Here is a 19,979-nt window from a genome sequence, read left to right as displayed (position 1 = left end):
AATTATGATCATTGTACCATTAAAAGAAGGCGAAAATATTGAAAAAGCCTTGAAGAAATTTAAAAGAAAATACGAAAAAACAGGTGTAGTAAAAGAACTTAGAAGACGTCAGGAGTTCCGTAAGCCATCAGTGGTGAAAAGAGAACAAAGATTGCACGCCGTATACGTTCAGGCGATGCACCGTTCGGAAGAATAAAATACTATTGTCTTTTTCGCATAAAATTATTAACTTCGTCATTCAGGATTGAAATTCGGATAGATGATGTTACTAATTGACAAATATAGCAGATATCTCCGTTATGAAAAGAACTTCTCTTTACATACGGAGATTTCTTATTCTACAGACCTTCACCAGTTTGTCGGATTCCTGCAAGAACATTTTCCGGAAATAGATGTGAAAAACGTAGACAGCGACATCATTCGCATGTGGATTGTATCACTTATGGAAGCAAAGATCGCCGCGCGGTCAGTAAACCGTAAGCTGAGCACCCTTAAATCGTTCTACAAATATTTGTTGCGGATAGGCGAAGTCTCAGTAAACCCGGTAAAGAAAATTACAGGGCCCAAAACGCCAAAACCCATTCCCTCGTTTGTGAACAATGGAGATATGGAGAAAGTATTGGAGGAATCAAACTTCGACAACACATTCGAATCGCTCCGCAATCATATAATGATCGAATTGTTCTATGTTACAGGTATTCGCCGGGCAGAGCTGATCGGATTGAAAGATGTCGATGTGGATTTCAGTGCCGAAACAATACAAGTGACAGGTAAGCGGAACAAACAACGCCTTATCCCCTTCAGCGATGGGATGAAAGCCATGCTCGAAGAATATCTGAATGCAAGGAACGAGGAGATAGGAAACTTATCCGGTTACTTATTTGTTAAGAATGATGGGCAGCAGCTCTACCCGATGCTTGTGCACAGGATTGTGACGGAAAATCTGAAGCAAATACCGACTCTTTCAAAAACGAGTCCCCATGTGCTTCGCCATTCATTTGCAACCGGCATGCTAAATAATGGAGCGGATATAAATGCGGTAAAAGAATTATTAGGACATTCAAGCCTTGCGGCTACAGAAATATACACACACACTTCATTCGAAGAATTAAAGAAAATTTATAACAAGGCTCATCCGAGAGCCTAAAAGTAAAGGAGGAAACATTATGAATATTGCAATTCAGTCAGTGCACTTTGATGCAAGCACTCAGTTAAAAGAGTTTATAGAAAAGAAATTATCTAAACTGGATAAATTTTCTGACCTGATTGTAGATGCCGAAGTAATACTTAAAGTAGTAAAACCCGAAGTTGCGAACAATAAAGAAGCATCAGTAAAATTAAATATCAAAAGCGGAGAGCTCTTTGCCAATAAGACTGCCGACTCGTTCGAAGAGGCTGTTATGCTGAACGTAGAAGCCCTCGAAAAACAGATACTCAAAGTAAAGGAGAAAACGCAAGCCAAATAATAACAAACATTTATGCATCCGCTTTCTATTCAACGGATAGAGGAATATGTACCAAAAGAAAGAACTCCGGAAAAATAAATACATAAAGTATTGTTATTCTAAAAAATAATTTCTAATTTTGTCGCCGTTTCGCTATTAAAAGTCGTAATGGCGGCAAAATTTGTTGTTATGCCTCTTTAGCTCAGTTGGCCAGAGCACGTGATTTGTAATCTCGGGGTCGTTGGTTCGAATCCGACAAGAGGCTCAAGGTATGGAAAAAGAAGTTCTTGTAAACTTGAAATAACTTAAGAGTTTATTGATAAAGCTTCCCGGTTCTCTTCAATAAAAAGGTCAACTCCTTATAATGATATAAGGTAAATTGAAGAGAAAGTTCTTTACTGTTTATGCCAATGTAGCTCAGTGGTAGAGCACTTCCTTGGTAAGGAAGAGGTCACGGGTTCAAGTCCCGTCATGGGCTCTGGTTTATTTTAGTGAATTTATTCAATAGAATTAAATATATACATTTAACTAAATAATAGAAGATTAATTATGGCAAAAGAACATTTTAACCGGGCGAAACCGCACGTAAATATCGGTACAATCGGTCACGTTGACCACGGTAAAACTACTTTGACTGCTGCTATCACTAAAGTATTGGCTGACAAAGGTCTTTCTCAAGCTCGTTCGTTCGATTCAATCGACAACGCTCCTGAAGAAAAAGAACGTGGTATTACTATCAACACTTCTCACGTTGAATATGAAACAGCTAACCGTCACTACGCTCACGTTGACTGTCCTGGACACGCCGACTACGTAAAGAACATGGTTACTGGTGCTGCTCAGATGGACGGTGCTATCATCGTAGTTGCTGCTACTGATGGTCCGATGCCTCAAACTCGCGAACATATCCTTCTTGCACGTCAGGTAAACGTACCAAGACTGGTTGTTTTCATGAACAAATGCGATATCGTTGAAGACGAAGAAATGCTAGAACTAGTTGAACTTGAAATGAGAGAACTTCTTTCATTCTATGAGTTCGACGGCGACAATACTCCAGTTATCCGCGGATCTGCTCTAGGTGCACTTAATGGTGTTGAGCCTTGGGTTAGCCAGGTAATGGAACTTATGAACGCTGTGGATACTTGGATTCCACTTCCTCCACGTGACGTTGATAAACCATTCTTGATGCCGGTTGAAGACGTGTTCTCTATCACAGGTCGTGGTACAGTGGCAACAGGTCGTATCGAAACTGGTAAAATCAAAACTGGTGAAGAAGTTCAGATCATCGGACTTGGTTCAGAAAACAAGAAATCAGTTGTTACAGGAGTAGAAATGTTCCGTAAGATTCTTGACGACGGACAAGCCGGTGACAACGTAGGTTTATTGCTTCGTGGTATCGACAAAGAAGAAATCAAACGTGGTATGGTAATTTGCCACCCAGGTAAGATTACTCCTCACACTAACTTCAAAGCTGAGGTTTATATCCTTAAGAAAGAAGAAGGTGGACGTCACACTCCATTCCACAACAAATATCGTCCTCAGTTCTACCTGCGTACTCTTGACGTTACTGGTGAAATCACTCTTCCTGAAGGAACAGACATGGTTATGCCTGGTGACAACGTGACTATCAACGTAGAACTTATCTATCCGGTTGCTTGTAACGTAGGTCTTCGCTTCGCTATCCGTGAAGGAGGTCGTACAGTAGGTGCTGGTCAGATTACTGAAATTACTGCATAAGAAATTTCAATCTATATAATAAAGTCGGTTTGCGATATAACCGACTTTAATTTACGGGCGTAGTTCAGTGGTAGAGCGTTGGTCTCCAAAACCAAATGTCGGGAGTTCGAATCTCTCCGCCCGTGCTAAAAAACTCAAGAAGAGTAATGAAAAAAATAATTAATTACATTAAAGATTCTTATAACGAGCTTGTATACAAGGTTTCTTGGCCTACTCGTGCAGAACTGACCAACAGTGCGGTGATTGTCATGATTGCTTCCATTATAATGGCACTGATCGTATGGGGTATTGATTCTGCATTTGAGTCAATTGTCAAGTTTTTCTATAGTCTTTAATCCTTATCAAAAGCTATGACTGAAATCGAAAAAAAATGGTACGTTCTGCGTGCTGTTAGTGGAAAAGAAAATAAAGTCAAAGAGTATCTTGAAGCTGAGATAAAGAAATCAGACTTAGGAAAGTATATCTCTCAAGTTCTTATCCCTACAGAGAAGACTTATATCATGCGTAACGGAAAGAAAGTTCTGAAAGAAAGAGCTTATCTTCCCGGCTACATCTTGATCGAAGCTGCCCTTATAGGGGAAGTTATCCATGAATTGCGTAACATAAATTACGTAGCCGGTTTTTTACCGAATACAACCAACCCTCAGCCTTTGAGCCAGTCAGAAGTAAACAGGATACTGGGTACTATGGACGAACTGGATGAGCAGGAAGTAGGCATGGATGTTCAATACATTGTCGGAGAAAATGTAAAAGTGACTAATGGTCCTTTCTCAGGATTTTCGGGAATCATTGAAGAAGTGAACACAGAGAAAAAGAAACTGAAAGTAATGGTAAAGATATTCGGGCGGAAAACTCCTCTCGAGTTGAATTACATGCAAGTCGAAAAAGAGCAGTAAGATTGGTTACGCAACTCTGAATGCTTTAATCTTAAGTTTTAACAAAACTAAAAATTAGAAACAAAAATGGCTAAAGAAATTGCTGGACAATTAAAATTACAAATTAAAGGCGGTGCAGCAAATCCATCTCCTCCTGTAGGACCTGCTCTAGGTTCTAAAGGTATCAACATCATGGATTTCTGTAAGCAATTTAATGCCAGAACTCAAGACAAGGCAGGTAAAATATTACCAGTGGTAATTACTTACTATGTTGACAAGTCTTTCGATTTTGTTGTAAAACAACCACCTGTAGCAATCCAACTATTGGAAGCATCTAAGGTGAAGAGCGGATCGGCAGAACCAAATCGTAAGAAAGTAGCTGAAATTACCTGGGATCAGGTAAAAGCTATTGCTGAAGATAAGATGGTCGACCTTAACTGTTTTACAGTCGAATCAGCCATGAGAATGGTTGCTGGTACAGCAAGAAGTATGGGTATTACTGTAAAAGGGGCTTTCCCTGATGTTCAATAATTAAACTTCAATTGAGAAATGGGTAAACTTACTAAAAATCAAAAGTTAGCTTTCAGCAAGATTGAAGCAGGGAAACTATATACATTAACCGAAGCATCAGCTCTTGTAAAAGAGGTTACGACAACTAAATTCGACGCTTCTGTCGATTTGGATGTACGCCTAGGTGTAGACCCACGTAAAGCTAACCAGATGGTGAGAGGCGTTGTGTCTCTTCCTCATGGAACAGGAAAACAAGTTAGAGTTTTGGTATTATGTTCTCCGGACGCTGAGGCTGCTGCTAAAGAAGCAGGTGCCGACTATGTTGGATTGGACGAGTATATCGAAAAAATAAAAGGTGGCTGGACTGATATTGATGTTATCATCACTCAGCCTGCTATCATGGGTAAAGTTGGTGCTCTGGGACGTGTTTTAGGACCTCGTGGTCTAATGCCTAACCCTAAGAGCGGAACCGTGACTGTAGATGTTGCTAAAGCTGTGACAGAGGTTAAATCAGGTAAAATTGACTTTAAAGTAGACAAAGCTGGTATTATCCATGCTTCTATTGGTAAAGTATCTTTTACTCCTGAGCAAATCAAAGATAACGCGAAAGAATTTATTGCTACGCTTATCAAATTGAAACCAACTGCAGCAAAAGGAACTTATGTGAAGAGTGTTTGTCTTTCAAGTACTATGAGCCCGGGTGTAAAAATAGACCCTAAATCAGTAGAAAATTAATAAAAAATTGACTGAAAATTATGAGAAAGGAAGATAAAAGCACTATCATAGAAACTATAGCAGCAACAATCAAAGGATATGATCATTTCTACCTTACCGATATTGCTTCTCTAAATTCTGCTAAAACGAGCGAGTTGAGAAGAGAATGTGCTAAGCAGGAGATCAAACTGATGGTTGTAAAGAATACATTGTTGCAAAAAGCTCTGGAAAGCCTTGAAGGTGATTACGCTGAGTTGGATGCTGCATTGAAAGGAAATACTGCTATCATGTTTTCTAATTCGGCTAATGCTCCGGCTAAGCTGATTGCTAAATATAAAAAAGAAGGAATACCTTCGCTTAAGGCAGCTTATGTTCAAGAAAGCTTCTATATCGGTTCAGGAAATCTGAGCGCACTGGAAAATATCAAGAGCAAAAATGAACTTATCGGCGATGTTATTGCAGCCCTTCAATCCCCTGCCAAGAATGTTATCTCAGCCCTTCAATCGGGTGGAAATACTATCCATGGCGTCTTAGAAACATTATCTAAGAGATAAATTTTAAACAAAAGAATAATAAACAATTTTAATTTATACAAAAATGGCAGATATCAAAGCTATTGCAGAACAACTAGTAAATTTGACAGTAAAAGAAGTAAGCGAATTAGCTGAAATTCTAAAAACTGAATATGGTATTGAACCGGCCGCTGCTGCTGTTGCAGTTGCTGCAGGACCAGCTGCTGCTGCTGAAGTAGTAGAAGAAAAAACATCTTTCGATGTAATCTTGAAATCAGCAGGAGCTAACAAACTACAAGTTGTTAAAGCTGTAAAAGAACTTACAGGACTTGGTTTGAAAGAGGCTAAAGATCTAGTAGATGGTGCTCCTGGTGAACTTAAAAAAGGAGTAACTAAAGATGAAGCTGACGCATTGAAAAAACAATTAGAAGAAGCTGGAGCCGAAGTTGAACTTAAGTAAAGATAAGTCCTGAGAAAGGATATTTGGTTAGGAACCTTCCTCGAAGAAGGTTCTTAACCTTTTTGCGTCAAAAGTAATAAGTTCAATAAAATAGGTTATCCATGTCTTCAACAACAAATCAAAGAGTCAATTTCGCTTCAATCAAAAATCCGCTTCCTTACCCGGATTTTCTTGAAGTACAGTTAAAGTCATTCCGCGACTTTCTGCAACTTGATACCCCTCCTGAAAGAAGGAAAAACGAAGGCCTATACAAAGTTTTTGCTGAAAACTTTCCTATAGCCGATACACGAAACAACTTTGTATTAGAGTTTTTGGACTACTTCATCGACCCTCCGCGCTATACTATTGATGAGTGTATCGACAGAGGACTGACATATAGTGTTCCTTTGAAAGCAAAGCTAAAACTTTATTGTACAGACCCTGACCACGAAGATTTTGATACAGTTATCCAGGATGTATACCTGGGACTGATTCCATATATGACTGAGAAAGGTACCTTTGTCATCAACGGAGCAGAACGTGTAGTAGTGTCTCAGTTGCACCGTTCACCCGGTGTGTTCTTCGGACAAACGATGCACGCCAATGGTACAAAGCTTTATTCAGCCCGTATCATTCCGTTCAAAGGTTCTTGGATCGAATTTGCTACCGACATCAACAATGTCATGTATGCATACATCGACCGGAAGAAAAAATTACCCGTAACTACATTGCTTCGTGCTATCGGATTCGAAAGCGATAGAGATATCCTTGAGATTTTCGATCTGGCCGAAGAAATTAAAGTTACAAAACAAAATATTAAGAAAGTATTAGGTCGTAAGCTTGCAGCCAGACTTTTAAGAACATGGATGGAAGACTTCGTGGATGAAGATACCGGTGAGGTGACTTCAATCGAGCGTAACGAAGTTATTCTTGAACGTGAAACAGTTCTGGATAAAGACCATCTTGATCTGATTATAGATTCGAACATTGCTTCTATTTTATTGCATAAGGATACGCAAAATATTTCAGATTTTGCCATTATCTACAATACATTGCAAAAGGACCCGAGTAACTCGGAAATAGACGCGGTCCGTCATATATACAGACAGCTTCGTAGTGCTGAACCGGCTGACGATACCAGCGCACGCGAGGTTATAAACAACTTGTTCTTCTCTGAAAAACGCTATGACTTAGGTGAAGTAGGCCGTTACAGACTTAACAAGAAATTGGGCTTGGCGACAAGTACCGATATCCGTGTATTAACGAAAGAAGATATTATTGAAATAATCAAGTTCCTTATCGAGCTGATTAATTCAAAAGCTATCGTTGATGATATCGACCACTTGAGCAACCGTCGTGTCCGTACAGTTGGCGAGCAACTTTTCAACCAGTTTGGAGTTGGTCTTAACCGTATGGCACGTATCATTCGTGAAAGAATGAATGTACGCGACAATGAAGTGTTTACGCCTATCGATCTGATCAATGCGAAAACAATCTCATCCGTAGTAAATACATTCTTCGGTACGAATGCATTGTCTCAGTTTATGGACCAAACCAATCCATTGGCCGAGATTACCCATAAACGTCGTATGTCTGCACTGGGACCGGGCGGTCTTTCCCGTGAAAGAGCAGGTTTCGAGGTGCGTGACGTTCACTATACTCACTACGGACGCCTTTGTCCTATCGAGACTCCTGAAGGTCCGAATATCGGTCTGATTTCATCTCTTTGCGTGTATGCCAAAATTAACGACCTTGGTTTCATAGAAACCCCATATCGTAAAGTTGCGGACAGCAAAGTAGACCTTTCATCAAACGGTATTGTTTATCTTGCTGCCGAAGAGGAAGAAGATAAGCTTATTGCACAGGGTAATGCTCCGTTGAATGACGATGGAACGTTTATCCTTAAACGTGTGAAAGCTCGTCAGGATGCCGACTATCCGGTTATTGCACCGGAAGAAGTTGAGTTAATGGACGTATCTCCTACTCAGATTGCATCTATCGCCGCTTCTTTGATTCCGTTCCTAGAGCATGACGATGCCAACCGTGCACTGATGGGATCGAACATGATGCGCCAGGCTGTACCATTAATGCGTACCGAAGCCCCTATTGTGGGAACAGGTATCGAAGGACAGCTTATCCGTGACTCTCGTACACAGATTGTGGCAGAGGGTGCAGGAGAAGTAGTATATGTGGATGCAAGTACCATTAAAATTAAATATGACCGTACTGCTGACGAAGATTTCGTAAACTTCGACGATGCCGTAAAAACATATAATATACCTAAATTCAGGAAAACAAACCAGAATACAACGATCGACCTTCGTCCTATCTGCCGTAAGGGAGACAGAGTTGTTCTGGGACAAATCCTGACAGAAGGGTATTCTACCGAACAGGGGGAATTGGCTATCGGAAAGAACCTGAAAGTGGCATTTATGCCATGGAAGGGGTATAACTTTGAGGATGCTATCGTACTTAACGAACGTATCGTGCGCGAAGATATATTTACTTCTGTACACGTAGAGGAATTCGTACTCGAAGTACGTGATACCAAGCGTGGTGTAGAAGAATTGACTTCTGATATTCCTAACGTGAGCGAAGAGGCTACAAAAGACCTGGACGAAAGAGGAATTATCCGTATCGGTGCCCGCGTGAGTCCCGGGGATATCCTGATAGGTAAGATCACTCCGAAAGGAGAATCCGATCCTTCACCTGAAGAGAAACTGCTCCGCGCCATCTTTGGTGATAAAGCCGGTGATGTGAAAGACGCGTCATTGAAAGCTTCTCCATCCCTGAAAGGAGTTGTTGTAGGTACAAACCTATTCTCTAAGGCATCCAAGAAAGGTAAAACGAAACTTTCGAGCAAAGCCTTGCTTCCTAAGTTGGATGAAGAGTATGAAGAAAAGATAGCTAAAGTAAAATCAGTATTGGTAGACAAGCTATTGATCTTAACCGATGGTAAAACATCTCAGGGTGTGAAAGATTATCTTAATGTGGATATCATTGCCAAAGGTTCCAAATTTACGAAGAGTGCACTGGACAATATCGATTATGAGTCAATACAGGTGAGCAACTGGACAGCAGATGAGCACAAGAATGAATTGATAAAAGATGTAATCGTTAACTTCCTGCGCAAATATAAAGAACTGGATGCGGAATTGAAACGTAAACGATTCGACCTGACTATCGGGGATGAACTTCCTTCCGGTATTGTTCAGATCGCAAAAGTTTATGTGGCTAAAAAGCGTAAAGTTCAGGTAGGGGATAAGATGGCAGGACGCCACGGTAACAAAGGTATCGTGTCGCGTATCGTTCGTCAGGAGGATATGCCATTCTTACCGGACGGAACACCGGTTGATATCGTATTGAATCCGTTAGGGGTGCCTTCACGTATGAACCTTGGTCAGATATTCGAAACTGTATTAGGTTGGGCCGGAAAAGAGTTGGGTGTGAAATTTGCCACTCCTATTTTCGACGGAGCAAGCCTTGACGATATGAATGCATGGACAGACAAAGCCGGAGTTCCTCGTTATGGTAAAGTTCGCTTATTTGATGGTGGTACAGGAGATCGTTTCGACCAGCATGCAACAGTAGGTATCATCTACATGCTAAAACTGGGCCATATGGTTGAAGACAAGATGCACGCCCGTTCTATCGGACCTTACTCCCTTATTACGCAACAGCCTCTTGGAGGTAAAGCTCAATTCGGGGGCCAGCGTTTCGGAGAGATGGAGGTTTGGGCACTTGAAGCATTCGGTGCGGCTTATATCCTGAGAGAAATCCTGACTATCAAGTCCGATGACGTTGTCGGCCGTTCCAAGGCTTACGAAGCTATTGTGAAAGGTGAGCCAATGCCACAGCCGGGAATACCTGAATCCCTGAACGTATTGCTTCATGAAATGCGTGGTCTGGGATTAAGCGTATCGCTTGACTAAACAATATTAGCCGTTAGCTTTTGGCTTTGAGCCTTTAGCTGACGGATTCTAAATACTCTAACAAACAGCTATTGGCTAATAGCTAACAGCTAACAGCTTTTAAAGGAAAAAAGTAATATGGCTTTTAGAAAAGAAAATAAAGTAAAGAGTAGCTTTTCAAAAATAACCGTGAGTCTTGCCTCTCCCGAAGAAATTCTGGAAGCATCGAGCGGGGAAGTTTTGAAACCCGAAACTATCAACTACCGTACATACAAACCGGAACGTGACGGGCTTTTCTGCGAACGTATATTCGGCCCTGTAAAGGATTACGAATGTCATTGCGGTAAATACAAAAGAATCCGCTACAAAGGTATTGTCTGCGACCGTTGCGGTGTTGAAGTAACAGAAAAGAAAGTTCGCCGCGAACGCACAGGTCATATCCACCTGGTAGTTCCGGTAGCTCATATCTGGTATTTCCGTTCTCTACCTAACAAAATGGGTTATCTTCTGGGTATCCCTACAAAGAAACTGGACTCTATCATTTACTACGAACGTTATGTAGTGATCCAATCAGGTATCGCGGTAGAAGAAGGAGTAGCAGAAAAAGACCTTCTTACAGAAGATGAATACTTGAATATACTGGATAAACTTCCTAAAGAAAATCAATTGTTAGACGATACCGATCCTAACAAATTTATTGCTAAAATGGGAGCCGAGGCCGTTTACGATTTGTTGTCACGTATCAATCTTGATTCGTTGGCAAACAATCTGCGTCACAAAGCCAGTACAGATACATCTCAACAACGTAAGAACGAAGCGTTGAAACAACTTCAGGTTGTAGAAGCGTTCCGTGGATCGAAGGGCAAGAATAAACCTGAATGGATGATCGTTAAGATCGTTCCTGTTATTCCGCCGGAACTTCGTCCGCTTGTTCCGTTGGATGGTGGCCGTTTTGCTACATCCGACCTGAATGACTTGTATCGTCGCGTTATTATCCGTAACAACCGTCTGAAAAGACTTATCGATATCAAAGCACCGGAAGTGATCTTGCGTAATGAAAAACGTATGCTTCAGGAAGCTGTCGATTCATTGTTCGATAACTCACGTAAATCAAGTGCGGTTAAAACAGATGCTAACCGTCCGTTGAAGTCGCTTTCCGACAGTTTGAAAGGCAAACAAGGACGTTTCCGTCAAAACTTGTTGGGTAAACGTGTAGACTATTCGGCCCGTTCGGTAATCGTCGTCGGTCCTGAATTGAAGATGCACGAGTGCGGTATCCCTCAGGATATGGCAGCCGAGTTGTACAAACCGTTTATCATCCGTAAGCTGATCGAGCGCGGTATCGTTAAGACCGTAAAATCAGCGAAGAAAATAGTAGATCGCAAGGAACCTGTTGTTTGGGACATCCTCGAACACGTAATGAAGGGACATCCTGTTTTGCTCAACCGTGCCCCTACACTTCACCGTTTAGGTATACAGGCATTCCAGCCGAAAATGATCGGAGGTAAGGCAATCCAGTTGCACCCACTATCGTGTACGGCGTTCAATGCCGACTTCGACGGTGACCAGATGGCCGTTCACTTACCACTAGGTAATGAAGCTATCCTCGAAGCGCAGATGTTGATGCTTGCATCTCACAATATCCTTAACCCTGCGAATGGCGCACCTATTACTGTACCATCTCAGGACATGGTTCTCGGATTATATTATATTACTAAGATACGCAAGGGAGCTAAAGGCGAAGGCCTTATATTCTACGGACCCGAAGAAGCGATCATCGCTTATAATGAAGGAAAAGTAGATATTCATGCCCTTATTAAAGTATATGTAAATGATCTGGATGAAACAGGAAACGTTGCTAAACTGATGCGTGAAACTACTGTCGGACGTGTTCTTGTTAACGAGAAGACACCGGTAGAAGTAGGTTTTATCAATGAAGTACTTTCTAAGAAATCACTTCGTGATATCATCGGTAACGTGATCAAAGTAGCCGGAGTTGCTAAAACAGCCCAGTTCCTCGACGATATAAAAGACTTAGGATATACAATGGCATTCCGTGGAGGATTATCGTTCAATCTTGAGGATGTAATCATACCGGAAGAAAAAGATGAATTGGTACTTCAGGGTTATGACGAGGTTGAGCAGATAATGAATAACTACAACATGGGATTCATTACCTACAACGAACGTTACAATCAGATTATTGATACATGGACTCACGTTAACTCCAGATTGTCAAATATCCTGATGAAACAATTATCGGAAGACAATCAGGGATTCAACTCTGTATATATGATGTTGGATTCAGGAGCCCGTGGTTCGAAAGAGCAGATCCGTCAGTTGTCAGGTATGCGTGGTTTGATGGCAAAACCCCAGAAGAGTGGAGCTGAAGGTGCTCAGATTATTGAGAACCCGATCCTTTCCAACTTTAAAGAAGGTCTGTCGGTGTTAGAGTACTTTATCTCTACCCACGGTGCGCGTAAAGGTCTTGCGGATACAGCTTTGAAAACAGCCGATGCCGGTTACTTAACCCGTCGTCTGGTTGACGTTTCTCAAGATGTTATCATCAATGAAGAAGATTGTGGAACACTTCGCGGACTTGTTTGTACAGAGTTGAAGAACAACGAAGAAGTTGTGGCTTCTCTTTACGAACGTATCTTAGGCCGTGTATCTGTTCACGATATACAACATCCGTTGACAGGCGAACTAATCGTTAAATCGGGTGAAGAAATCAAAGAAGATACCGCAGCCAAAATTCAAAACTCTCCTATCGAAAGTGTTGAAATACGCTCGGTGCTTACCTGTGAATCAAAAAAAGGTGTTTGTGGAAAATGTTATGGACGTAACCTTGCCACAGGGCGAATGGTTCAGCGTGGTGAGGCTGTCGGCGTAATCGCAGCACAGTCAATCGGTGAGCCGGGTACACAGCTGACACTTCGTACATTCCACGTTGGGGGTATCGCCTCTAACATTGCTACCGAAAGTAGTATCGTTGCAAAATATGACGGAGTATTGGAAATCGACGATCTGCGTATCGTAGAAGCAATTGATGAAACCGGTAAAAAGACACAAATCGTAGTTAGCCGTTTGGTTGAACTTCGTTTGGTTGACCCGAATACTAAAATTGTCCTTCTTACTCACAATATACCTTATGGTTCCAAACTTTATTTCAAAGATGGGGCCAAAGTGAAGAAAGATGACCTTATCTGCGAATGGGATCCGTTTAACGCAGTTATTATTTCTGAAGCAACCGGACGTATCAAATTTGAAAATGTTATTGAGAATGTAACATACAAAGTTGAGTCGGACGAACAAACCGGTTTGAAAGAAAAGATTATCGTTGAATCACGTGATAAAACCAAAGCACCGGAGGCTCATATCCTTGACGAAAAAGGGAATATGATGAAAATGTACAGCTTACCATTAGGTGCTCACATAGTAAAAGATGATAATGACACTATCAAAGCCGGAGATGTACTTGTTAAGATTCCTCGTGCCGTAGGTAAAGCGGGTGATATCACGGGAGGTTTGCCTCGTGTGACCGAGTTGTTCGAGGCTCGTAATCCTTCCAACCCTGCTGTGGTATCTGAAATCGACGGAGAAATCTCATTTGGTAAGATCAAACGTGGTAACAGAGAGGTTATAGTTACGTCTAAACTTGGAGAAGTGAAGAAGTACCTTGTTCCTCTTTCGAAACAGATCCTTGTGCAGGAGAATGACTTCGTAAGAGCAGGTATGCCATTATCGGACGGAGCAACCACTCCTTCGGATATTCTGGCTATCATGGGACCAACAGCTGTTCAGGAATACATTGTAAACGAAGTACAGGATGTATATCGTCTGCAAGGTGTGAAGATCAACGATAAACACTTCGAAGTAATTGTGCGTCAGATGATGCGCAAGGTAGAAGTGATTGATCCGGGAGATACACGCTTCCTTGAACAACAGGTTATCGATAAATACGATGTAATGGAAGAGAATGACCGAATCTGGGGCAAAAAAGTAGTCCTTGATGGTGGTGATTCTGCAACATTCGAGCCGGGACAGATTGTAACCGCACGTAAACTGAGAGATGAGAACTCTATGCTCAAACGTAGAGACCTTCGCCCGGTAGAAGTGCGTGATGCAATTCCTGCTACAGCTAACCAAATACTTCAGGGTATCACACGTGCAGCCCTTCAAACTCAAAGCTTTATGTCGGCCGCTTCGTTCCAGGAAACTACAAAAGTACTGAACGACGCTGCTATCAACGCGAAAGTGGACAGGCTGGAAGGTTTGAAAGAGAACGTAATCTGTGGACACTTGCTTCCTGCAGGTACAGGTCAGCGTGAATTCGAAAAACTTGTAGTTGGTACCAAAGAAGACTTTGACAGAATTGCTGCTACGAGAAAGACTGTTGTAGATTTTGACGCCGTAGAATAATTAATTATTCTTTTATATAGTTAGAAGGAGGGGTGATGTAATGTCACTCCTCTTTTTTTATTGTACAAATTTTAAGCATCCCATTTGCCGTACTCTATGTTGTGATAATATCAAGCCGGTGATTGCAAGTCGCCTTGTAACGGGACTGTAAAGTACTATATCGGAATATCAATTATTTTGTTTTTGTATTTTCTTGGAAGTTAGTTAAGAATTGATAGGCTATCCCTCCTGTTAAGCCTTTGTTTCCATTGTTTAGGAAAGTGACAGGATAAAAAGTGTATAAATGCTTCAATTTAAATACGCTATGTTCCTGTAACCGTTGATTATCAATTTCTAAAAAAAAAGCTATCTAAAAAACATTCCTCTTTTCTACTATCTAAGCTCAAGTGAATCTTTATAAAAATGACACAAATAATGCTCAAAAATGACATAAAGATTCTTTTAGTATATAAAATAGTCATAATTGTTAAATATTGCACTTTTTTATAAATTTTTGTACATAATTGAAAAATTGTTGTACATTTGTCGACTATAAAAATGAGATCTATCACTATGAACGTTTATTTGTCGATTAATAATCATTTTGAGTCATTTCTGAGTTTTATTATTTCATAATGAAAATAACATGGCAAATATAAAATCATATTGAAACAGTCGAATATGTAGTACTAATCTAAAAAGAGTGTGTGTAATATGAAAAAAAGGTTGTTATTGATTCTATCCTGCTTATTTCTAAGTATCGGATACATTGCGGCACAAACAACAAAGATCACGGGGACTGTTGTTGATGATCTGGGAGAGCCCGCCATAGGCGTATCTGTGGTAGTGAAAGGTACTACTATCGGTACTGTAACTGATGTTGAGGGAGTGTTCTCTATTAATCTTCCCGAAGGAAAATCAACATTGGTATTCTCCCTGATAGGGATGAAATCGAAAGAAGAAACTGCCAGAGCAGAGATGAGGGTGGTATTGGAACAAGATGCCAAAGTAATGAATGAAGTTGTGGTAACAGCAATGGGCATACAACGCGATCAGAAGATATTAGGATATGCTGCTACTCAAATCAAATCAGATGAAATATCAGCAGCGAAATCCGGATCTGTAATGAGTGGCTTGAACGGTAAGGTAGCCGGAGTTAATATTTCGACAGCAGGACCTACCGGAACCTCACAAAAGGTACTGATCCGTGGTATATCTTCTTTTAATAATAATAATCCTCTGTATATTGTTGATGGTGTACCAATTACGAATGAGCGTTTAGGGACTGATTATGTAGACTTTGGCAATAGTGCCAATGACATAAACTCTGAAGACGTGGAATCCGTAACTGTATTGAAAGGTGCGTCAGCAACTGCACTTTACGGTTCGCGTGCAGCTAATGGTGTTATAATGATAACAACTAAAAGAGCAAAAAATGAAAAGCTCACTATATCTTATGACGGTGCGTTTACTGCATCAAATGTTCTCCGTGTTATGCAGACCCAAGACCTGTATGGACAAGGCTGGGGTGCTTGGGACAGGGCAGAGAATGGTTCGTGGGGGCCACGCCTCGATGGAACTATCCATGAGTGGGGGTCAGATCAACTGGATCCAGTAATGACAAAGCCTTTTTCGTATGTGAAAGATAATATCCGTAACTTTTACAAGACCGGTTCCGAATTAAATAATGTTCTATCGGTACGCTATGGAACAGATAAACTCGGAATTTATGCCTCTTATGGAAATGTAAGCAGTAATGGAACCTTGCCTAATGATGGTGATAAATATTCACGTAATACAATTTCTTTGCGCGGAAATGCGAAATGGGATAAGTTCTCACTTGATGTATCTGTCAACTTTGCTCGTAAAGATATCCGTCGTACAGAACAAATGGAGATGGAACTTTTACAGCATGCAGTGGATGTAAACTATTCAGAAATGAAGAACTATAATGATGAACGTTATAATCTTGATAACTATTATACTTTCTATGCCACTAACCCTTACTGGATGGTTGACAATAACTATTATTTATATCAGGATAACCATACATACGGTAAGATTGAAGCTTCTTATCAATTGTTTGGAGGACTTAAAGCCACTGCACGGCTAGGTGGAGACTTTCTTAATTATGACAGAGAAAATATAAATGCTAAAACGTCTTTTTCCCCAGGATCTTATAGCGATTTGGGAGGTGCGACTCCACAAAATGGATACTATTCAAATTACAGATATAACAGAGATCAGTTAGATGCGACAGCATTCCTCTCTGCAGATTATAAAATAGCAGACTTCACTATTGGCGGTACAGCGGGGTGGAACCTGAATCAACGTACATATCAATATACAGGAGGATATGTAAATGGATTAGATGTTCCTGGATGGTACAATTTGCAAAATACAACATCGGCCGCCATTTCCGAACAGTATTCCGAAAGAAGGCGCTTAATCGGAGTATTTGGACAAGCTGAAATAGGCTACAAAAACTTCGTGTATCTGAATCTATCGGCCCGTAACGATTTATCGTCTACATTGCCAAAAGATAAAAATAGCTATTTCTATGGAGGGGCCAATGTTTCCCTTATTCTTACAGAGCTGCTTCCTACACTGAAAAATAGTAAAGTAGACTTCTTGAAAATACGTGCAGCTTTAGGACAAACAGGTAATGATACAGATGTTTACCGGACTTCGTCATGGTATACACCATTAACTTCTTCCACCTTCTATTACACACGTTTACCTATTGGTGGTGTATCGGGACTTAGTGAAAATAACAGACTGCCAAACTCGGATTTGAAACCTGAAATAACTACAGAATATGAATTGGGATTGCAAGGTAACTTTTTCGATAACCGGGTTCATGTAGACTTTTCTTATTATAACAAACGTACCAAAAACCAGATCATACCGGCTACACTTGCTCCTGAATTAGGCTATACAACCGAAACTAAAAACATAGGTCTTTTGGAAAACAAAGGGGTAGAAATCGCTGCCGGTGTGACTCCGATCCGCACAAAAGACTGGGAATGGACAGTGAATGGTACATTTACCAAAAACACAGGTAAGGTACTTAAACTTTGGGATGAAATAAAAGAATACAATATCTACTCTTGGCGCGGTGTAGAATATAAGATGAGACTAGGCGAAGAAATAGGAACGTTTCAGATACCGGACGTTGCCCGCGTAGAGGATGAAAATAGCCCTTATTATGGTTATACAATCATTACCTCCAGCAATGGATTGCCTACCCCGTCAACCACTAAGAAAAAAGTGATCGGCTCATCACAACCAGATTTTATTTTGGGATTAAATACTGCTCTTAAATACAAAAACTGGGGATTAACAATTGTGGGAGACTGGCATAAAGGAGGATGGATGGCATCCAATACATCGTATATTACGCATTTCAATGGTAATTCAACTCAAACAGTGTTTAATGAACGTAATACCTTTATTTATCCACATTCTGTTAAAATAGTAAATGGCGAGTATGTGGAAAACAATATTCCTGTATCAAGCAGTTCATTCAGTTCTTTTGGTAATTATTCGAGCAACCCTTTGGTTAGGGATGATATGGTTATACCTAAAGATTTCTTTAAGATCCGTGAAATAACACTATCTTATGATGTGCCGAAGAAGTTTCTAAACTCTACACCTTTAAGTAAGGTTGTAATAAGTTTCATTGGCCGAAACCTTTTCTTATTTACTCCTAAGAAAAATAACTATGTAGACCCTGAGGTTGCAAATATGGGTAACGACCTGACTTCCGAATTCGGAGAAATATCCAGTGCTGCTTCTTACAGAAGTTTAGGAGGAGCTATTAAGGTAGAATTTTAATCAATCTAACGAAGAAAAAAATATGAAAAAGAAGAAATTTTTATATAAAACCTTGTTGGTGTTTTTGTCAAGTATATCACTTATTTCATGTGATGAGTATTTAGATATCAACAATAACCCGAATTATCCTACAGAAGCGACACTGGGAACCTTACTGCCTTCTACGGGAGCCACTACTGTAGCTCAATGGGGATTAAACGGGCAGTTACTAGGTGATTTATGGAATCAGTATGTGACTCAGGGAAATACTACTAATCAGTATAATACAACTGTAAATTATACCCTAAATCAGGATTCATACAATGCATTTTGGACCAATGCTTATGCTAATACATTGCCTGACTTAAAAATAATGGTTTCCCTTGCAGAAGAAAAGAGTGCTTGGAACTATTGGGTAATTGGTAAGATATTGACAGCGTACAACTATCATATGCTTACAGACTTTTATGGTGATATACCATTTACAGAAACTCTCAATGCGAATGAATATAGATCCCCAAAATATGATGATAGTAAGACTGTTGTATATCCAGGAATTATTAATCTCTTAGATGAAGCAATTGCAAAGGCTCCAGATGCTAAAGGAGGATCGAATCCTGTTATTACTACAGGAGATTATTTCTTTGGAGGAAATATTGACAAATGGATTGCTTTTGCTAAAAGTTTGAAACTGAAACTTTATATGCGCGATTTTGAGGCAAATAAAACACAGATAGCTTCTTTGATTAACGCTGGAGGGTTGCTTACAGAAGATTGTGCCTTTACGGCTTTTGAGGATGCAACCAACAAAGGAAATCCTTTATATGAGTATAATATCCGTCAATTAAATACACGGGTAAATATAAGAGCTTGTCATACGTTTCTTGAATTTTTGTTAGCCTCAAATGATCCACGCATCGAACAAGTATATGAAATAACTTCTGCTGCGACAGACTCTATTGCTAAAGGACAAACACTTACAACAAGAGAAATGTACGGAGGACTACCATGTGGTACCAAACCATCTTCAGATCCTAAAGGAGAAGATCCTGTGCCTCTTACCAAATCGTCAGCGTACAAGCAAGCTTTCTCCGATGCTGTGTATTTGATGAATACTGCAGAATCATATTTTCAGGTAGCTGAAGCGCAGGCAAGACTAGGTAAAACTGCAGAGGCTAAAACTGCTTATGAAGAAGGTGTGCGTCAGGCATTTGCACGTTGGGGATATAATGCGGCTGATTTCATAAAAACAGGGGGGGCGTATGCTTTCAATAGCTCATCTCTAGATACTATGTTGAAGAGCATTTTAACTCAAAAATGGATAGCAGGAGTAAAAGCCAATTCGTGGGATTCATGGATGGATCGTAACCGTACAGGTATTCCTGCAATTAGCGATGCTCAAAAAGTGCGTGTAAGCAATGTTACTCCGGGATTAGAGGCAGATTATGAGTTGGGAACTTTGATCGCTCCAGGTGAAACAGTCCTTCAGCCAAGAGAGATCCCTCGGCGATTGCCTGTACCAAACGTGTCGGCTCTGTACAATCCTAATGCTCCGGCGACTCAACCTACACAAGAACCTCTATGGTGGCAGGTCGCTAAAGACAAGTAATATGAAACAT

At 40.5% G+C, this 19,979-nt stretch carries 14 protein-coding genes and 3 tRNA genes; all 17 read left to right on the top strand.

What is annotated here, in order from left to right; translation table 11 throughout:
• The first annotated feature begins 4 nt into the window (after window positions 1-4).
• On the top strand, window positions 5-196 hold the full coding sequence (gene rpsU, locus HMPREF9455_RS13220) for a 30S ribosomal protein S21 (RefSeq protein WP_006800211.1): 192 nt from the start codon (window positions 5-7) through the stop codon (window positions 194-196).
• Between the two features lie 63 nt (window positions 197-259).
• On the top strand, window positions 260-1,147 hold the full coding sequence (locus tag HMPREF9455_RS13215) for a tyrosine-type recombinase/integrase (protein ID WP_044216267.1): 888 nt from the start codon (window positions 260-262) through the stop codon (window positions 1,145-1,147).
• Window positions 1,148-1,166: 19 nt separating this feature from the next.
• Complete coding sequence (hpf, locus tag HMPREF9455_RS13210) at window positions 1,167-1,466, top strand: ribosome hibernation-promoting factor, HPF/YfiA family (protein WP_006800209.1); 300 nt, start codon at window positions 1,167-1,169, stop codon at window positions 1,464-1,466.
• A gap of 170 nt (window positions 1,467-1,636) precedes the next feature.
• Window positions 1,637-1,710: transfer RNA gene (locus HMPREF9455_RS13205), tRNA-Thr, on the top strand.
• A 141-nt stretch (window positions 1,711-1,851) separates the two neighbouring features.
• Window positions 1,852-1,923, top strand: a tRNA-Thr gene (locus HMPREF9455_RS13200).
• 71 nt (window positions 1,924-1,994) lie between these two features.
• Entirely contained in the window at window positions 1,995-3,182 is a 1,188-nt protein-coding gene (gene tuf, locus HMPREF9455_RS13195; protein WP_006800208.1) for an elongation factor Tu, read from the top strand.
• A gap of 53 nt (window positions 3,183-3,235) precedes the next feature.
• Window positions 3,236-3,307, top strand: a tRNA-Trp gene (locus tag HMPREF9455_RS13190).
• 21 nt (window positions 3,308-3,328) lie between these two features.
• Window positions 3,329-3,517 carry a preprotein translocase subunit SecE gene (gene secE / locus HMPREF9455_RS21090; RefSeq protein ID WP_006800207.1) on the top strand — a complete coding sequence of 63 codons (189 nt, stop codon included), beginning with the start codon at window positions 3,329-3,331 and terminating at the stop codon, window positions 3,515-3,517.
• A 15-nt stretch (window positions 3,518-3,532) separates the two neighbouring features.
• Complete coding sequence (gene nusG, locus HMPREF9455_RS13180; protein ID WP_006800206.1) at window positions 3,533-4,078, top strand: transcription termination/antitermination protein NusG; 546 nt, start codon at window positions 3,533-3,535, stop codon at window positions 4,076-4,078.
• Window positions 4,079-4,144: 66 nt separating this feature from the next.
• Window positions 4,145-4,588 carry a 50S ribosomal protein L11 gene (gene rplK, locus HMPREF9455_RS13175; RefSeq protein WP_006800205.1) on the top strand — a complete coding sequence of 148 codons (444 nt, stop codon included), beginning with the start codon at window positions 4,145-4,147 and terminating at the stop codon, window positions 4,586-4,588.
• An 18-nt stretch (window positions 4,589-4,606) separates the two neighbouring features.
• A complete protein-coding gene (gene rplA / locus HMPREF9455_RS13170) occupies window positions 4,607-5,302 on the top strand; it encodes a 50S ribosomal protein L1 (RefSeq protein WP_006800204.1) in 696 nt (231 codons plus the stop codon).
• Window positions 5,303-5,322: 20 nt separating this feature from the next.
• Entirely contained in the window at window positions 5,323-5,835 is a 513-nt protein-coding gene (rplJ, locus tag HMPREF9455_RS13165) for a 50S ribosomal protein L10 (protein ID WP_006800203.1), read from the top strand.
• A gap of 43 nt (window positions 5,836-5,878) precedes the next feature.
• Window positions 5,879-6,253 (top strand): 50S ribosomal protein L7/L12, encoded by a 375-nt coding sequence (gene rplL, locus HMPREF9455_RS13160; protein WP_006800202.1) that lies wholly within the window; start codon window positions 5,879-5,881, stop codon window positions 6,251-6,253.
• Window positions 6,254-6,354: 101 nt separating this feature from the next.
• Window positions 6,355-10,164: a DNA-directed RNA polymerase subunit beta gene (gene rpoB / locus HMPREF9455_RS13155; protein ID WP_006800201.1), complete on the top strand. Its 3,810-nt coding sequence runs from the start codon at window positions 6,355-6,357 to the stop codon at window positions 10,162-10,164.
• A gap of 117 nt (window positions 10,165-10,281) precedes the next feature.
• On the top strand, window positions 10,282-14,565 hold the full coding sequence (gene rpoC / locus HMPREF9455_RS13150; RefSeq protein ID WP_006800200.1) for a DNA-directed RNA polymerase subunit beta': 4,284 nt from the start codon (window positions 10,282-10,284) through the stop codon (window positions 14,563-14,565).
• 693 nt (window positions 14,566-15,258) lie between these two features.
• Complete coding sequence (locus HMPREF9455_RS13145; protein WP_006800199.1) at window positions 15,259-18,381, top strand: SusC/RagA family TonB-linked outer membrane protein; 3,123 nt, start codon at window positions 15,259-15,261, stop codon at window positions 18,379-18,381.
• A gap of 22 nt (window positions 18,382-18,403) precedes the next feature.
• Complete coding sequence (locus HMPREF9455_RS13140; RefSeq protein WP_006800198.1) at window positions 18,404-19,969, top strand: SusD/RagB family nutrient-binding outer membrane lipoprotein; 1,566 nt, start codon at window positions 18,404-18,406, stop codon at window positions 19,967-19,969.
• The last annotated feature ends 10 nt before the right edge of the window (window positions 19,970-19,979 follow it).

Origin of the sequence: Dysgonomonas gadei ATCC BAA-286 (assembly GCF_000213555.1) — a bacterium.
GTDB classification, from domain to species: Bacteria; Bacteroidota; Bacteroidia; order Bacteroidales; family Dysgonomonadaceae; genus Dysgonomonas; species Dysgonomonas gadei.
The sequence above is the reverse complement of the archived record's forward strand: the minus strand, read 5'-3'. Positions and strand labels throughout refer to the sequence as shown.

Bases quoted from the DNA above. Each gene is read 5' to 3' on its own strand.
- rpsU (WP_006800211.1), top strand. From the start codon at position 5: ATGATCATTGTACCATTAAAAGAAGGCGAAAATATTGAAAAAGCCTTG.
- HMPREF9455_RS13215 (WP_044216267.1), top strand. From the start codon at position 260: ATGATGTTACTAATTGACAAATATAGCAGATATCTCCGTTATGAAAAG.
- hpf (WP_006800209.1), top strand. From the start codon at position 1,167: ATGAATATTGCAATTCAGTCAGTGCACTTTGATGCAAGCACTCAGTTA.
- tuf (WP_006800208.1), top strand. From the start codon at position 1,995: ATGGCAAAAGAACATTTTAACCGGGCGAAACCGCACGTAAATATCGGT.
- secE (WP_006800207.1), top strand. From the start codon at position 3,329: ATGAAAAAAATAATTAATTACATTAAAGATTCTTATAACGAGCTTGTA.
- nusG (WP_006800206.1), top strand. From the start codon at position 3,533: ATGACTGAAATCGAAAAAAAATGGTACGTTCTGCGTGCTGTTAGTGGA.
- rplK (WP_006800205.1), top strand. From the start codon at position 4,145: ATGGCTAAAGAAATTGCTGGACAATTAAAATTACAAATTAAAGGCGGT.
- rplA (WP_006800204.1), top strand. From the start codon at position 4,607: ATGGGTAAACTTACTAAAAATCAAAAGTTAGCTTTCAGCAAGATTGAA.
- rplJ (WP_006800203.1), top strand. From the start codon at position 5,323: ATGAGAAAGGAAGATAAAAGCACTATCATAGAAACTATAGCAGCAACA.
- rplL (WP_006800202.1), top strand. From the start codon at position 5,879: ATGGCAGATATCAAAGCTATTGCAGAACAACTAGTAAATTTGACAGTA.
- rpoB (WP_006800201.1), top strand. From the start codon at position 6,355: ATGTCTTCAACAACAAATCAAAGAGTCAATTTCGCTTCAATCAAAAAT.
- rpoC (WP_006800200.1), top strand. From the start codon at position 10,282: ATGGCTTTTAGAAAAGAAAATAAAGTAAAGAGTAGCTTTTCAAAAATA.
- HMPREF9455_RS13145 (WP_006800199.1), top strand. From the start codon at position 15,259: ATGAAAAAAAGGTTGTTATTGATTCTATCCTGCTTATTTCTAAGTATC.
- HMPREF9455_RS13140 (WP_006800198.1), top strand. From the start codon at position 18,404: ATGAAAAAGAAGAAATTTTTATATAAAACCTTGTTGGTGTTTTTGTCA.